The following is a 16,185-nucleotide window of genomic DNA, read 5'->3' on the forward strand; positions in this document are numbered from 1 at the left end:
GATTCTTAATTTAATCTCTCCTACGTTTTCTTCCAAAACCTGCAGATGGATTATCTCCGCTTCTTCTTGGTGATGAAGATCTGTTATCATTATTTCTTCTTCTAGAATCGCTTCTATTACCACCATCTCTAGATCCTCTGTCATTTCCGCCACTTCTTCTTTTTCCGCTAAAGCCACCACCGCCATTTCTACGAGGTTTTCTTCCGCCACCGCCACCGCGGTTAGATTTAGTAATTTCAATATTTACAGAACGCCCGCTAAACTCAGGATCATTACTAGCAAAAGCATCTAAAGTTTCTTTTTCAAAGTTTTTATCAATTTCAAAGAAAGAAAAAGTATCTAAAATATCAATAGCTCCGATTTCAATTTTATCTGCAATTTTTTGATCGTTTATTAATCCGATTAATGAAGCAGGGTTTAATTTATCCTTTCTACCTAAGTTGATAAAGAAACGAGTCATATTTTCATCTCTTGATCTTCCTTTTGAATTATCTCTAGATGATGATAAATCGTTTAAGTCTGCCGATTTATTGTAATAAGTTAAGAAAGAATTGAACTCTAACGAAACAAATTTTTGCACCAATTCTTCTCTTGTTAACCCTTCAAGTTTTTCATAAATACTTGGTAAAAATTCTTCAATTTGCTCATTGTTCACTTCAATATTTTGAACTTTGTCAATTAAATGCATTAATTGATTTTGGCAAATTTCTTTTCCAGTAGGTACTTTTGTTGGAACAAATTTCTTTTTAATAATTCGCTCAATAGCACGTAACCTACCTTTTTCTTTGTTATTTACTAATACAGCAGATATACCTTTGCTACCAGCTCTACCAGTTCTACCACTACGGTGGTTATAGTTTTCTATCTGATCTGGTAATTTATGGTTGATAACATGCGTTAAATCGTTAACATCAATTCCACGAGCTGCAACATCAGTTGCCACTAAAATTTGGATTGTCTTTTTACGAAATTTACCCATAACACTATCTCTTTGTGCTTGAGATAAATCTCCATGTAAAGCATCTGCACTATAACCGTCTTTAATCAAGTTATTGGCAACTTCTTGTGTTTCTCTTCGTGTTCGACAAAAAATAATTGCGTAAATATCAGTATTTACATCAGCAATTCTTTTTAAGGCTGGGTAACGAGTTCTTTCAGTTACCAAATAATATTCGTGACTTACGTTATCTGATCCTTGATTTTTTTCTCCTGATGTAATTTCAACAGGATTAGTCATATAGTTTCTAGCAATAGCCTCTACTTCTCTAGGAAAAGTTGCCGAAAATAACAAGGTTTGTTTACTTTCAGGAGTTGCATCTAAAACTTTATCAAGCTCATCTTTAAAGCCCATATTAAGCATTTCATCAGCTTCATCTAAGACTAACCATTTTACATTCCCTAATTTTAATGCTCTACGGTTTATTAAATCTACCGTTCTACCTGGAGTACCAACAACAATTTGGGCACCTCTTTTTAGGCCTCTAATTTGTTCTTCAATATTCGAACCTCCATATACAGTTACTACTTTTAAGTCTGGTATGTATTTAGAAAATTCTTTAATGTTATTTCCAATCTGTACAGCTAATTCACGCGTAGGAGATAAGATGATTGCTTGTACATTTTTATCAGAACTATCAATCTGTTCGATAATTGGTAAACTAAAAGCGGCAGTCTTTCCTGTTCCTGTTTGTGCAAACGCTTTTAAATCTTCAGTTGAAGAAATAATTTGTGGAATTGCTTTTTCTTGAATTACAGTAGGTTTTTCGTAACCTAAATCTGTTAATGCTTTGTTGATAGGCTCTTTTAAGCCTAAATCTAAAAATGTTGACATATATACGTCTGTGTTCTTTTTTAGATTCACAGACGCCAGTATCTGTAAACCTGATTCTTATTTTGGACAATAGATTATATGGCTAATAATCTGGTAGTTAATAATCTAAATTTCATTTTATTTCAAAAATAAAATCCCGCAAAGGTATGATAAATTAAATAGATTAAAGAATCTTATTTGTTTTTTTGAAGATTTCGAACTTCAAAATTAATGTTTTTTGAAGATAAACTAGTGTATCCGTTCTTTATAATGCCTTTATTATCAATTAAAACCACTCGTGGAAACTTGCTTGAAGAAAACTCACAAACAGTACTCTTTTTAGGTAAGGTATACTGGTGTTTAATGGCAATGTTTTTGGTATACTCTTTAGAGTTAGAGCATAAGTTGATTATTACAAAAGTAATATCAGGATTTTTTTTAATCAAGTAATTAATACGAGAAGCAATCCATTCATCTGAAGTATATTCGTAATCTTTAAATAAAAGCACTGCATTTTTACCTTTAGTTATGTCTAAAATACACTTTTCTTCGCCTTTTGCATTTATAAGATTAAAAGCGGGTAATTTATCAGTTGTATTTAGTAGTTTAAGATCATTGGCTAAACGTTGTACATTTTTCTTTTGATCAATATTAGAGTTTAGCTTAAAGAAAGTGAAAAAAGGTTGCGTATTTTCTTTTTGATTTGGATTTTTGAAAAAACGACGAATTACAGTATTATACATTAACTTATTTTTGATACTTTCAGAAGTAATATTAACGTTAATACTTTCTAATAAATCAACTGTAAAATTAGGCGATTTCTTATTTTTTAAATAGGCGTCGTTATACACTTTATCAATTATGAAACGATAATAAGGGCCAAAGAAAATTAAAGAATCTTTCTTTGAATCTATTTCATTTCTGTAATTAAAATAAGTATTAGCTAATGTTTGTGGCTTTTCTTTTTTAAAATTATGAAGTGCATATTGTTCTAAGTATGTATATACTGGATATAGAGACGATATATTTAAAATGTTTATAAAATCATCAGAAACATTTTCATTGTTATTTCTATAGTTTTCAATATTATTTAGTTTGCTGTTTTTTAAAGAATCAATTTTATTTAAAAAAGCATGTTGTGTAAGCGTATAAAATTGAGCAAAATTCTTTTTATCCTCTTCACTTTGTAAAAAAGATTCAATTAATATGTTATTTCTTGCCGCATTTTTACCGCTAAAAACTAAAGACTCGTCAAAATTCCATGTATTTAATCTAAAAAGTAAGCTATCTTTAGGTTCTAAATATACATATTGATGTTCTGGTCCATGGCCAAAAATATACAAGCCTTTTTTTAAATTTTTATAGGTACCTAAAAAACTATTATCTTTTTTTAAATAGATAGTATCATTAAAGTTATAATTATCTGATAAAGTAACATAACTAGCTTTTGGATTGATAATTTTACCACCAAAATAAGTAGGTTTTAGGGGTTTAGAGTCATTACATCCAATCAATAATATTAATAGTAAGGGTACTAAGTATTTAGTCATGCTTTAGTTGTTATCTTTTTAAGATATTACATTCAAAAGTAAACATCTCTAGATAATTTAGTTGTTAATTCGTTGTTAAAAGAATTATCAAAAGCCAAATGTAAGATGTTAAATAGTTACTCGCAAATTCTTTTTAAGCAACTATATTTTATACTTTTGCACCGAATTTTAAAAAATTATAAATGTTATCAGTTTCTAATTTATCAGTTCAGTTTGGTAAGAGAGTTTTGTTTGATGAAGTAAACACAAAGTTTACGCAAGGAAATTGCTACGGTATTATCGGAGCAAATGGAGCGGGGAAATCTACTTTTTTAAAGATTTTATCTGGAGTACAAGAACCGACTTCGGGACATGTACATTTAGAACCAGGAAAAAGAATGTCGGTTTTAACCCAAGATCACTATGCTTTTGATGAATATACTGCTTTAGAAGCTGTATTAATGGGTAATAAAGAGTTACATAAAATAAAATCAGAAATTGATGCACTGTATGCTGATTATACTGATGAAAATGCAGAAAAGATAGGCGAGTTACAGGTTGTTTTTGAAGAAATGGATGGTTGGAATGCTGATTCATCAGCTGCAACACTATTATCTAATTTAGGAATTAAAGAAGAAGATCATTACACTTTATTAGCCGATTTAGACTCTAAGAAAAAAGTACGTGTCTTATTAGCACAAGCTTTATTTGGAAATCCAGATGTATTAATTATGGATGAGCCTACCAATGATTTAGATTTTGAAACTATTGCTTGGCTTGAAAATTTCTTAGCAAATTTTGACAATACCGTAATTGTTGTATCGCACGACCGTCACTTTTTAGATGCAGTCTGTACACATATTTCTGATATTGATTTTGCTAAAATCAACCATTTTTCAGGTAACTATACTTTTTGGTACGAGTCTAGCCAGCTAGCAGCAAAGCAAAGAGCACAACAAAATAAAAAGGCAGAAGATAAAAAGAAAGAATTAGAAGAATTTATTCGTCGTTTTTCTGCAAATATGGCTAAGTCTAAACAAGCAACTTCTCGTAAAAAGATGATCGACAAGTTAAATGTTGATGAAATTAAACCATCGAGTCGTCGTTACCCTGCAATTATTTTTGATAGAGATAGAGAGGCTGGAGATCAGATTTTAAATATAGAAGGTTTATCAAAAAACTTTGAAGGAAAGCCATTGTTTGCTAATGTAGACATTAATTTAAATAAAGGAGATAAAGTTGCTATAATATCAAAAAACTCAAAAGCAGTAACAGCTTTTTATCAAGTAATTTCAGGTAATGAAAAAGCTGATTCAGGAAAATTTTCTTGGGGTGTTACAACAACACAATCTTATTTGCCAGCAGATAATTCATCTTTTTTTCAAAACGGAGAATTAGATTTGGTAGATTGGTTACGCCAATATGCACAAACAGAAGAAGAAAGAGAGGAAGTGTTTTTAAGAGGGTTTTTAGGTAAAATGATTTTTTCAGGTGAAGAAGCTTTAAAGAAAAGTAATGTTTTATCTGGAGGAGAAAAAGTACGTTGTATGTTGTCGCGTATGATGATGACAAGAGCAAATATTGTTATGTTAGATGAACCGACAAATCACTTAGATTTAGAATCTATTCAGTCATTAAATAATTCATTAATTAACTTTAAAGGAACGGTATTATTTTCTACTCATGATCATGAGTTTGCGCAAACTGTAGCTAATAGGATTATAGAAATCACGCCAAAGGGAGTAATCGACAAATATTCTACTTTTGATGATTATTTAGCTGATCCAAAGGTTAAAGAATTAAGAAATAAAATGTATTCATAATATATTTTACTACATATTTATAAAAAGGAAGTACAATAATTGTACTTCCTTTTTTTATGCTTTTTTTTTGAAGCAGTTTCCCGCTTTTCGCACTCGCTTTTTTTGTTTGAAAAAAAACAAAAAAGAGCTCAAACAATTGCTTCAATCGGGGCTAGGCAATGCGTTAACATAAAATAATTTTAGTTTTAAAACCTACATAGAAATTTGTTTGTTGAGAGTTTTTTACAAAAAAGGTATCGAAAACTTATTTATCATCAAAAATTCAAATTCTCAATACAATTTTAATTCCCAGACCTCACAGGTTTTTAAAACCTGTGAGATCTATTTTTTATAGTAAATTAATAGCCATTTAATTTTTACACTTTTATTTTTATAATTTTTGCTAATAAAATAATACTTTTATCCGTAAAAATAAAGAGTGTCTTCTATGAAAAAGATAAATACCCGAACAGCTTTAAATCCTGCATACCGAAAACATAAACCACTAAGAAAAGAGGTTACTAATTTTATATAATAGAATTACAAAATTGTATAAATGCTGTAAAATTAAGCGACACTAATAATGAAAGTGAAGAACATATAAAACATCATTTTATCATCAAAAATTCAAATTCTCAATACAATTTTAATTCCCAGATCTCACAGGTTTTTAAAACCTGTGAGGTCTATTTTTTATAGTAAATTAATAGCCATTTAATTTTACACTTTTATTTTTATAATTTTTGCTAATAAAATGATACTTTTATCAGTAAAATAAAGAGTGCCTTCTATGAAAAAGATAAATACCCGAACATGAATTTTTTTAAATGAAGTTTAAACAGATTTTAAAGAAAATCAGAATGATTATTTAATTACATTAGAGTTGCTTGTGGTGCGCCAGATTACGTATTAACACGCAAAAACATTCCAATCGGGTATATTGAAGCTAAAGATATTGGGGTAGATTTAAACAGTAAAACACTAAAAGAACAGTTTAACAGATACAAAGCTGGTTTAACAAATTTAGCGTTTACCGATTATCTAGAATTTCAGTTTTATAGAAATGGTGAATTAACCACAAAAATTGCCATCGCAAAAATTGAAAATGGGCAAATTGTTGGAATCCCCGAAAACTTTAAGCAGTTTACACAGCTTATAAAAAACTTTGCACAAACAGTATCGCAAACCATAAAATCGCCAACCGTATTAGCACAAATGATGGCGGGTAAAGCCAAATTAATGGCTAATATTATTGAAAAATCATTAAATAACGATGATTTAAACGAACATCGCTCGAATATAAAATCGCAAATGCTGTCGTTTCAACAAATGTTAATTCATGATATTGATAACAAAGCTTTTGCCGATATTTATGCACAAACAATCGCTTATGGTATGTTTGCTGCAAGATACCATGACCCAACATTAGAAAATTTTTCTAGAACAGAAGCCGCTCAACTAATACCAAAAAGTAACCCTTTTTTACGCAAACTTTTTCAAGATATTGCAGGTTACGATTTAGATGATCGTATTGCGTGGATTGTAGATGAATTGGTAAACATCTTTTTAGCTAGTGATGTTGCCGACATCATGAAAAACTTTGGTAAAAGCACCAAACAAGAAGACCCTGTTGTACATTTTTACGAAACGTTTTTAGGAGAATATAATCCCGATTTGCGAAAAGCTCGTGGTGTTTGGTACACACCGCAACCTGTGGTTAACTTTATTGTTAGAGCGGTTGACGATGTGCTAAAATCAGAATTTAAACTCTCGAAAGGTTTAGCAGATACCAGCAAAACAACCATTAAAGTAAAAACCGATATTGCTAATAAAAACTTTAAAAGCGGTTATAAAGAAGTAGATAAACAAGTACACAAAGTACAAATTTTAGACCCCGCAACTGGTACAGGAACTTTTTTAGCCGAAGTTGTAAAACACCTTCACAAAAAATTTAAAGGACAACAAGGAATTTGGAGCAACTATGTTTCTAAAGATTTAATTCCTCGTTTAAATGGTTTTGAATTGTTAATGGCAAGTTATGCAATGGCACACCTAAAAATGGATATGCTACTTACCGAAACTGGCTACAAACCCAAAGACAACCAGCGTTTTAATATATTTTTAACCAATAGTTTAGAAGAAGCTCACAAAGATAGCGGTACCTTATTTAGTAGCTGGTTAGCCGATGAAGCCGACCAAGCAAATGCCATTAAAAGAGATGCCCCTGTAATGTGTATTATTGGAAATCCGCCGTATGCCGTTAATAGCACGAATAAAAGTGATTGGATACAAAATTTAATTGCAGATTATAAAAAAGATTTAAAAGAAAAAAGTTATAATTCTCTTTCTGATGATTATGTTAAATTTATAAGATACGGACAGCATTTTATCCAAAAAAATGGAAGCGGTGTTTTAGCGTATATTTCTAATAATAGTTTTATTGATGGAATAACGCATCGACAAATGCGAAAAAATTTATTAGAAACTTTTGATAAAATTTATATTTTAGATTTACACGGAAACGCAAAGAAAAAAGAAACTTCTCCTGATGGTTCGCCCGACCAAAATGTGTTTGATATTATGCAAGGCGTTTCTATTAATATTTTTGTAAAAACAGGCGATAAAAAACCAAAAGAATTAGGTAAAGTTTTTCATGCCGATTTATTCGGAAAACGTGATTTTAAATATAGTTTTCTTTCTGAAAATAATTTAGCATCAATAAAATGGAAAACATTAGAAACAAAAGAACCTAATTATTTCTTTATCAACAAAAACTTTAAAGGAGAAAAACAATATAATAATGGTTTTAAAATTGACGAACTATTTATAAAATATAATAACGGAATAGAAACAGGTAAAGACCTTTTTTTCTACGGAAAATCAAAAGAAGAATTACAAAAAAGTTTAGAAACTTCATTTTCTAATAAAGTGGAAACAATAAATAAATTCAAAATAACTAACACGTCAAGCTTTCACTTTCAAGACAAGTTTAATTTATCAAACTTAGACTACAATAAAATAAGACTGATAAACTATCGCCCTTTTGATATTAGCCATTCATATTATGACGAAAATCTACAGAGAAGACCTGCATTTAGCATCATGAAACACATGGTTAACAAAAATATAGGCTTATTAACACCAAGACAATTTTCTGGAGAATTTAAGCATGTTTTCATCTCAAAATATCCAACCGACTGCAATCTAACAGGAACTGCAAAGAAATTTGGAAGCTCTCCCTTATTCCCCCTCTATTTATATCCCGAAGAAAAAGATATTAATTTTTCCGAAGATAAAAAAGGAGAAGCAATAGCACGAGTTCCAAATTTAGATAAAAAAATAATCAATAAACTTGCTAAAAAATTAGGTTTAAAATTTACTACAGAAAAAGAAGAAACCGCAAAAACTTTTGCGCCAATTGATGTTTTAGACTACATCTATGCCGTTTTACACTCGCCAAATTATAGAGAAACCTACAAAGAATTTTTAAAGATAGATTTCCCTAGAGTTCCTTTTCCTAAAGATGAAAAAACATTTTGGGACTTGGTAAAATTAGGCGGAGAAATACGCCAAATTCATTTATTAGAAAGCCCCATTGTAGAAGATGCAATTACCCAATATTTAGGCGATGGCGATAATATAATTACCCGAAAATTAACAAAAACCGATATTGGTTATGAAGCCGTAACCGATACACACGGAAAAGTTTGGATAAACGACATTAATTATTTTGATAATGTACCACTAGTTGCTTGGAATTTTTATATTGGCGGTTATCAACCTGCTCAAAAGTGGTTAAAAGACCGCAAAGGACGAGAATTAGATTACGAAGATATTTTTCATTATAATAAAATTATCGTAGCCTTAACCGAAACCGACAAAATAATGAAAGAAATTGATTTGATTAATTTTATAGAAAAGGACTAAAAAAGCATTTTATAAAATAATGCAAAACTGAAATAAATTTCTTTTGACAGATTCAAATTTATAGAAAAATAAATTTTATAGCTACTTGTTTTGCGTTAGGGATTGAAGCAATTGTTTGAGCTCCTTTTTATTTTTTCTTTTAAAAAAATAAAAAGAGCGAGTGCGTAAAGCCCGACCTTTAGGTAACGCCCAAATTATCTTCAAAATAATCATCAAACAATAAAAAGGCGAACACATACGGTTCGCCTTTTTTATAATAATAATATTAAGTAGTTTCTATTTCAAAAAAACTAAAAACATTACCTCCATAGCGTTTATCGTAGCTATGGTTAGGATGTTTTGTTAAATCGGTATGTTTATCGTGTTCTATAATTAATACGCCATCTTCGTTTAAAAGTTTACGTTCAAAAACAAGATCAGCTATTTTTAAAAATTTAGATTCTTCAAAATCATAAGGAGGATCTGCAAAAATAACATCCGATTTTAAAGAAGTTTTTTCTAAAAACTTATATACATCGCTTTTGTAGGTGTTGATATCTAAATCAAGTTTTTTAGCTGTTTCATTGATAAATTTTATACACCCAAAATGAGCATCAACAGCGTGTATTGTTGTTGTACCTCGTGAGGCAAATTCATAACTAATATTTCCTGTACCTGCAAAAAGGTCTAATACAGATATATTATCAAAATAATAATCATTATTTAAAATATTAAATAATGATTCTTTCGCCATGTCTGTAGTTGGGCGTACAGGTAACTTTTTAGGAGCCGAAATTCGCTTACTTTTATGTTTTCCAGAAATAATTCTCATTAGGATACTAAAATAAAATTAGAATGATTTGAAAATTCTTCACTATCTGTAAAGAAGTTTTTAATAGGTTTAAAGAAATGAACATTACGAACATAGTTGTATGTAATGGAATAAAGTTCAGATGTTTTTTCAATAGCTCCGATAAGAGTTAATTGAAATTTGTTTGGGTTCATCTGTAATTGTTCTGCTGTAAATAAAATATAATAAATAAAATCTTCCTTTGTTGTAAAATAAAATGAATTGTAAAAAACTAAATTATTTTGATGACAAACAACAATATCTAATTGATTAGTTGATACATGCACAAAAAACTGTTTTTCAGAATCTTCTTTTGAATAGTTTAATAATTTATCTATCAAAACAGTTGAGTGGTGCTTGTATTCAAACTCTCCAAAGTTTTGAAATAAATAATTATTAATATTTACATAAGGAATATATACAGTAGCTGCTGTTTTTGATTTTAATGAATCGTAGGTAATAAAATCGGTCGCTAACGTTTTAACGGTATATTTTAAGTATGAATCTAAACTGTTTCGATCAAAATATTCATTAGGTACAAGTGTTGCTAAGTTATTTTGATGAATAGCAAAAACAGTAACAAAATCTTGTTGTAAATCTTTATCGTTACCAAAGATTGTTATTATTTTTTCTAATAATAACTCAGGGGTTCTAATAGATTGCTCAAAAGAATATTGGGTAAATAAAAGAAACTCTTTTGTATCAGAATTAGTTATACAAAAAGAAAATCCATCCAAACTAAATTGGATGGATAGATTTTTATTTTTTGCAATAATATTACTGCTTTTTTTAGTCTTTTTTATCAAGAGCTTCATCTTTATCATATGAAGGAGGCCAGTTACCACCTGTAGTAACTTCAGCTAAAGAACCTACAGAAACATAAGCTCCTTTAATTTGGTCAGTTTCTAAAGCTTCTAATTCTTGTTTAACTAAAGAAGTACTTAATCCTTTTAAAATAGATGCTTTGTCAGCTTTAACTTCAAAAACTGGTACAAACAATCCAGTTACTTTTTCAACAGTACCTGTAGCTATTGTAAACTGTTTGTCAGTTCCAGGAACATCAAACATTCCTTTATAATCTTTACCTTCAAAATATTTAGCTACTGGCTCATATCCAATAGTATCAATTTGCTTTTTTGAAACAGTAATAAAAATACCACCACCTCTATCTACTTTTTCTTCAACATTACTTGTTTGAGTTATAGCTAATTGTCCTTTTTCAATAAAAGTAATTAAAGAGTCTTTATTATCAGAGTAAGTTCTATAAACTTCTTTATATTTTACTTCAGCATCACGAATTAACTTTAAATTCTTAATAACCTTAGCATATCTTACTTGTTTTTCTTTAGCAAATTGAATTGGTTCCATAATACCATTGTATATTTTAGAAACTAAAAATGCCGTGGCTACTAATAGTAATATAGAGACTAACCATCTCATTTTCAATGGTACAAATTTAACTATAATTACAGCTAAAAGAATTGCAACAACTACGGCTGCTAAAATCATTAATAATAAATTCATTTTTTTCGTTTTAATAATATGATATTCGCAAATCTACAATTTTTTTTCAATCATAAAAATATTTCTGTATAAATAGATATATCTTTGACATTTATTTAAAATATGATTAAATCTGCACCCGATTTTTACAAAGAAGTACTTAAGTTTTTTCCATATCAACCTACTCAAAAACAAAGAGAATTATTAAATGAGTTAACAAATTTTATCTTTAATGATAACAAAGATCTTTTGTTTTTATTAAAAGGATATGCAGGTACAGGAAAAACCACAACAGTTAGTACGGTGGTTAATAATTTATGGAAAACAGGTAAGAAATCTGTATTATTAGCACCTACAGGTAGGGCGGCTAAAGTAATTTCTGGCTACTCTAAAAAACAAGCATTTACTATACATAAAAAAATATATTTTCCTAAAAAACAAGGAAATGGCGGGGTAAGTTTTGTAATGCAACCTAATAAACATACAGATACTATTTTTTTAGTAGATGAAGCTTCTATGATATCTGATAGTCGTCAGAATTCAAAATTATTTGAAAACGGTTCTTTATTAGACGATTTAATCTCGTATGTATATTCAGGTAAAAACTGTAAAATTGTTTTTATAGGAGATACAGCACAATTGCCACCTGTAAAATTAACTGTAAGCCCAGCTTTAGAGGCTGATAGGCTTTCCTTTGACTTTAATAAAGAAGTTACAGAAATTGAGTTAGATGAAGTAGTACGTCAACAACAAAATTCAGGAATTCTTGCCAACGCAACCGATTTACGTATACTTATTCAAAGTGATATCGTTGATTTTAAATTTGATGTAAATTACCCTGATATTATTCGGTTAGAAGATGGTTATGATATTCAAGATGCTATAACAATGGCTTATGACGGAGATATGGGCGTAGAAGATACTGCATTTATTGTCCGCTCAAATAAAAGAGCAAATCAATATAATGATCAAATTAGAACAAAGGTTAGAGGGCAAGAAAATGAAATTTCTACAGGTGATTATGTTATGGTTGTTAAAAATAATTATTTCTGGTTAAAAGATTCATCATCGGCAGGTTTTATAGCTAATGGAGATATTTGTGAGATAATGCGAATTAATACTATTAAAGATTTATACGGATTTAAATTTGCAGAGGTAGAAGTACGTATGATTGATTATCCTGATATGAAACCTTTTGAAACTGTACTTTTATTAGATACACTTTCGAGTGAAACGCCTTCTTTAAATTATGAAGAATCTAATAAATTATATGAAGCTGTAAAGGAAGATTTTGCAGATGAAAAATCGAAATATAAACAGTTTTTAGGAGTAAAAAAGAATAAATATTTTAACGCTTTACAAGTAAAGTTTTCTTATGCTATGACTTGTCATAAATCGCAAGGAGGGCAATGGAACACCGTTTTTATAGAACAACCTTATTTACCAGAAGGGCCAAGCGTTGAGTATTTACGTTGGTTATACACTGCAGTTACTAGAGCACAAGAAAAATTATATTTAATAGGTTTTAAAGACGATTATTTTTTAGATTAAATAATGTTAGTGTTTTGTTAATTTAATAAAATCTTGATCTAAAAAAAGTACATTTGTTTGTTACAAAATTTAAAATTACATCAACTAAATAATTTAAAATGTATAAAAAAGCACTTTTAAGTTTATCTTTTTTATTGATATCAATATCAATATTTGCACAAAAGCCTGATAAATTAAGTTCTAATCAGATTTTTGAGAAAATTCAAAAATTAAACTTTCTAGGTTCTGCTTTATACATTGCAGCGCATCCTGATGATGAAAACACACGTTTAATTGCTTATTTAGCAAATCATGAAAAAGCAAGAACAGGTTATTTATCATTAACTCGTGGTGATGGAGGACAAAATTTAATTGGCTCAGAAATGCGCGAATTATTAGGTGTAATAAGAACACAAGAGTTACTAGCAGCCAGAAGAGTAGACGGAGGTGAACAACGTTTTTCTAGAGCTAATGATTTTGGTTATTCTAAACACCCTGATGAAACGTTAAAAATTTGGAATAAAGAACAAGTATTGGCCGATGTAGTTTGGGCAATTAGAACCTTTAAGCCTGATGTAATTATAAATCGTTTTAATCATAGAACACCTGGTACAACGCACGGGCATCATACATCATCAGCAATGTTAAGTGTAGAAGCTTTTGATTTAGCAAATGATAAAACAAAGTATACAAATCAACTTAAAAACACAAGCATTTGGCAACCAAAACGATTATTTTTTAATACCTCTTGGTGGTTTTATGGTAGTCAAGAAAAATTTAAAAAAGCGGACAAGAGTAATATGTTAAGTTTTGATATCGGAACTTATTATCCGTTAAAAGGTGTATCAAATAATGAATTGGCTTCAATGGCAAGTAGCCAGCATTTATGTCAGGGTTTTGGGCGTTTAACAACACGTGGAAGTCAAACAGAATATGTTGAGTTTTTAAAAGGTGATTTTCCGAAAGATAAAAAAGATATTTTTTCAGGAATCAATACCACATGGAATAGAGTAGTAGGTGGTGGAGAAATTGGAGCTATTTTATATAAAATTGAACAAAGTTTTGATTTTGTAAATCCGGAAAAGCATTTACCAGAATTAATGAAGGCTTATGAATTAGTTCAGAATTTAAAAGACGAACACTGGAAGAGAATAAAAACTAAAGAACTTAAAGAAATTATAAAAGCTAGTGCAGGGCTGTATTTAGAAGCTTCGGCAACTTCATCTAGCTCAATACCAAATAGTAATTTTGAGGTTAATTTTGAGGTTTTAAACAGAAGTAAACAAGTAATAGAATTAGCATCTATTAAAATATTACCTAGTAAAAAAACGATTTTAAAAGAATTAGATTTAGTACCAAATTCTAAACAAAATTTTAAAGAAAGTATTGCAATTAAAAACGTTGATTATTCGTCACCTTATTGGTTAACAGAACCTTGGGGGTTAGGAATGTATACAGTAAAAAATCAGGTTTTAATAGGAAATCCAGAAAGTTCACGACCAATTAATATACAATATAATTTAATAATAGGTAGTGCATCAATTTCATACACAATACCTGTTGTACATCGATTTTCTAAAAGAGATAAAGGAGAAATTTACGAACCGTTTGAAGTGTTACCAAAAGTAACAACAAAATTAAAAAGTAAAATTATTATTTTTTCTGATGATGTGTCGCAAAAAGTATCATTAGAAGTTCGTTCTGGAGATAAAAATGTAAGCGGAACCGTTGCTTTACAAGTTCCTAACGGATGGGAAGTATCTCCTAAAATAGCAAATTTTAATATCCAACAAAAAGGTGATAAACAAGTTGTAGATTTTAAAGTTACCCCCTCTAAAAATCAATCTGAAGGAATTTTAAAAGCAGTTGCAACGATTGATGATAAAACGTACGATAAAGAATTGGTAGAAATTAACTACAATCATATACCTAAACAATCAATTTTATTGCCATCACAAGCAAAGTTAGTTCGTTTAGATATTAAGAAAAAAGGTGAGAAGGTTGCTTATATTCAAGGATCAGGTGACGCAATTCCTGAAAGCTTACGTCAAATAGGATATAAGGTAATAGAAATAAATCCTAAAGATATCAACGATAAAAATTTACAGGAATTTGATGCTGTAGTTGTAGGAATTCGTGCATACAATACTTTACCAGAATTACAATTTAAACAAAAACACTTGTTAGCTTATGTAAAAAATGGTGGAAATATGATTGTACAATATAATACAAATAGAAGAGTAGATGTAAAAGCGCCATTTGAATTAAAATTATCGAGAGATAGAGTTACAGATGAAAATGCGAAAGTTTCTTTATTAGCAAAAGAACATCCAATTTTAAATTATCCTAATAAAATTTCAACAACAGATTTTAATGGTTGGGTACAAGAGCGTGGATTGTATTTTCCAAATCAATGGAGTAAGGAATATACACCGATTTTATCAATGAGTGATAAAGGAGAGTCAGCCAAAAAAGGTAGCCTACTTATCGCTAAATATGGAAAAGGAAATTATATTTATACAGGTTTAAGTTTTTTTAGAGAACTACCAGCGGGTGTTTCTGGAGCTTATAAATTATTTGCAAATATATTATCAATAGGTAAGAAAGATAATAGTAAAAAAGAAGTAAAACTTTAGTGAAAAAGCATGATCTATAAAAAGTAAACTCTCGAAAAAAAAAGATCCAATACTTATAAGTTGGTTTGGTGATTATGAACTTTCATCAATAAATGATATCAGGGGAGACTTCGCCTATCTTATCTTAATGGTTATCGTATGGGGATTTGCAGCCTTTGGAGAGGAATTAATATTTTGTGTCTATTACATGAAAGTTTTGGCGGAGTTGTTTGTCAATAGCAATAAAACATGGTTGTTCTCAGCTTTTATAACGTCACTTTACTTTGGAATATTACATGCATATCAAGGATTAATTGGAGTGGTATCAGTATTTTTATGGTCATTTATAATATCATTACTATTTAATAAGAATAAAAATAATTTACTCTTATTGGTATTAATTCACGGAATTTATGACACTATAGGAATAACATTTATATATTTAAATTTTGATAAAACTATTACTGAGTTTATGCAGCAATTGTTTTAATTTTTATTAAAGTCATATTAAATATTAATAAAGTTATTTAGAAAATATTTAATAAAACCATACGAAACTATGTTTTTTAGGTTCGTAAGGATTTATTTAATTAAAAAATAAAACTTTCTTTTAGAGAGTATTAAAACTAGATTTTTTTAT

10 protein-coding genes are annotated in these 16,185 nt (G+C 29.3%); 5 read left to right on the forward strand and 5 right to left on the reverse strand.

The annotated features are described in order from the left end of the window. Positions 1-10: 10 nt before the first annotated feature. Both Q4586_RS05010 and Q4586_RS05015 read right to left on the reverse strand, forming a co-directional pair. Entirely contained in the window at positions 11-1,831 is a 1,821-nt protein-coding gene (locus tag Q4586_RS05010) for a DEAD/DEAH box helicase (RefSeq protein WP_303526904.1), read from the reverse strand. Positions 1,832-2,004: 173 nt separating this feature from the next. Beyond that, complete coding sequence (locus Q4586_RS05015) at positions 2,005-3,360, reverse strand: hypothetical protein (protein WP_303526906.1); 1,356 nt, start codon at positions 3,358-3,360, stop codon at positions 2,005-2,007. A 182-nt stretch (positions 3,361-3,542) separates the two neighbouring features. Between Q4586_RS05015 and Q4586_RS05020 the strand changes: the two genes are divergently transcribed. Both Q4586_RS05020 and Q4586_RS05025 read left to right on the forward strand, forming a co-directional pair. Further along, complete coding sequence (locus Q4586_RS05020; RefSeq protein ID WP_303526909.1) at positions 3,543-5,162, forward strand: ABC-F family ATP-binding cassette domain-containing protein; 1,620 nt, start codon at positions 3,543-3,545, stop codon at positions 5,160-5,162. A gap of 1,194 nt (positions 5,163-6,356) precedes the next feature. Continuing rightward, on the forward strand, positions 6,357-9,068 hold the full coding sequence (locus Q4586_RS05025) for a type ISP restriction/modification enzyme (protein WP_303526912.1): 2,712 nt from the start codon (positions 6,357-6,359) through the stop codon (positions 9,066-9,068). A 265-nt stretch (positions 9,069-9,333) separates the two neighbouring features. Here the strand turns inward: Q4586_RS05025 and Q4586_RS05030 are convergent, their stop codons facing one another. The 3 genes from Q4586_RS05030 to Q4586_RS05040 are packed head-to-tail and all read right to left on the reverse strand — an operon-like array spanning position 9,334 to position 11,421. Next, positions 9,334-9,879, reverse strand: a complete 546-nt coding sequence (locus Q4586_RS05030) for an RsmD family RNA methyltransferase (protein ID WP_303526915.1) — start codon at positions 9,877-9,879, stop codon at positions 9,334-9,336. Further along, the gene (locus Q4586_RS05035; RefSeq protein ID WP_303526918.1) at positions 9,879-10,712 is read right to left on the reverse strand and encodes a DUF3822 family protein; all 834 of its coding nucleotides are present in this window, start codon (positions 10,710-10,712) and stop codon (positions 9,879-9,881) included. The genes Q4586_RS05030 and Q4586_RS05035 overlap by 1 nt, the downstream gene beginning before the upstream one ends. Beyond that, positions 10,687-11,421 carry a hypothetical protein gene (locus Q4586_RS05040; protein WP_303526920.1) on the reverse strand — a complete coding sequence of 245 codons (735 nt, stop codon included), beginning with the start codon at positions 11,419-11,421 and terminating at the stop codon, positions 10,687-10,689. The genes Q4586_RS05035 and Q4586_RS05040 overlap by 26 nt, the downstream gene beginning before the upstream one ends. 102 nt (positions 11,422-11,523) lie before the next feature. Between Q4586_RS05040 and Q4586_RS05045 the strand changes: the two genes are divergently transcribed. The 3 genes from Q4586_RS05045 to Q4586_RS05055 all read left to right on the forward strand — a co-directional run bounded on the left by Q4586_RS05045 (position 11,524) and on the right by Q4586_RS05055 (position 16,035). Beyond that, entirely contained in the window at positions 11,524-12,951 is a 1,428-nt protein-coding gene (locus tag Q4586_RS05045; protein ID WP_303526922.1) for an ATP-dependent DNA helicase, read from the forward strand. A 98-nt stretch (positions 12,952-13,049) separates the two neighbouring features. Further along, on the forward strand, positions 13,050-15,566 hold the full coding sequence (locus Q4586_RS05050; RefSeq protein WP_303526925.1) for a PIG-L family deacetylase: 2,517 nt from the start codon (positions 13,050-13,052) through the stop codon (positions 15,564-15,566). Between the two features lie 127 nt (positions 15,567-15,693). Then, the gene (locus Q4586_RS05055; RefSeq protein ID WP_303526928.1) at positions 15,694-16,035 is read left to right on the forward strand and encodes a CPBP family glutamic-type intramembrane protease; all 342 of its coding nucleotides are present in this window, start codon (positions 15,694-15,696) and stop codon (positions 16,033-16,035) included. Positions 16,036-16,185 lie beyond the last annotated feature (150 nt).

Source organism: Tenacibaculum soleae (assembly GCF_030549005.1).
GTDB lineage: Bacteria > Bacteroidota > Bacteroidia > Flavobacteriales > Flavobacteriaceae > Polaribacter > Polaribacter soleae.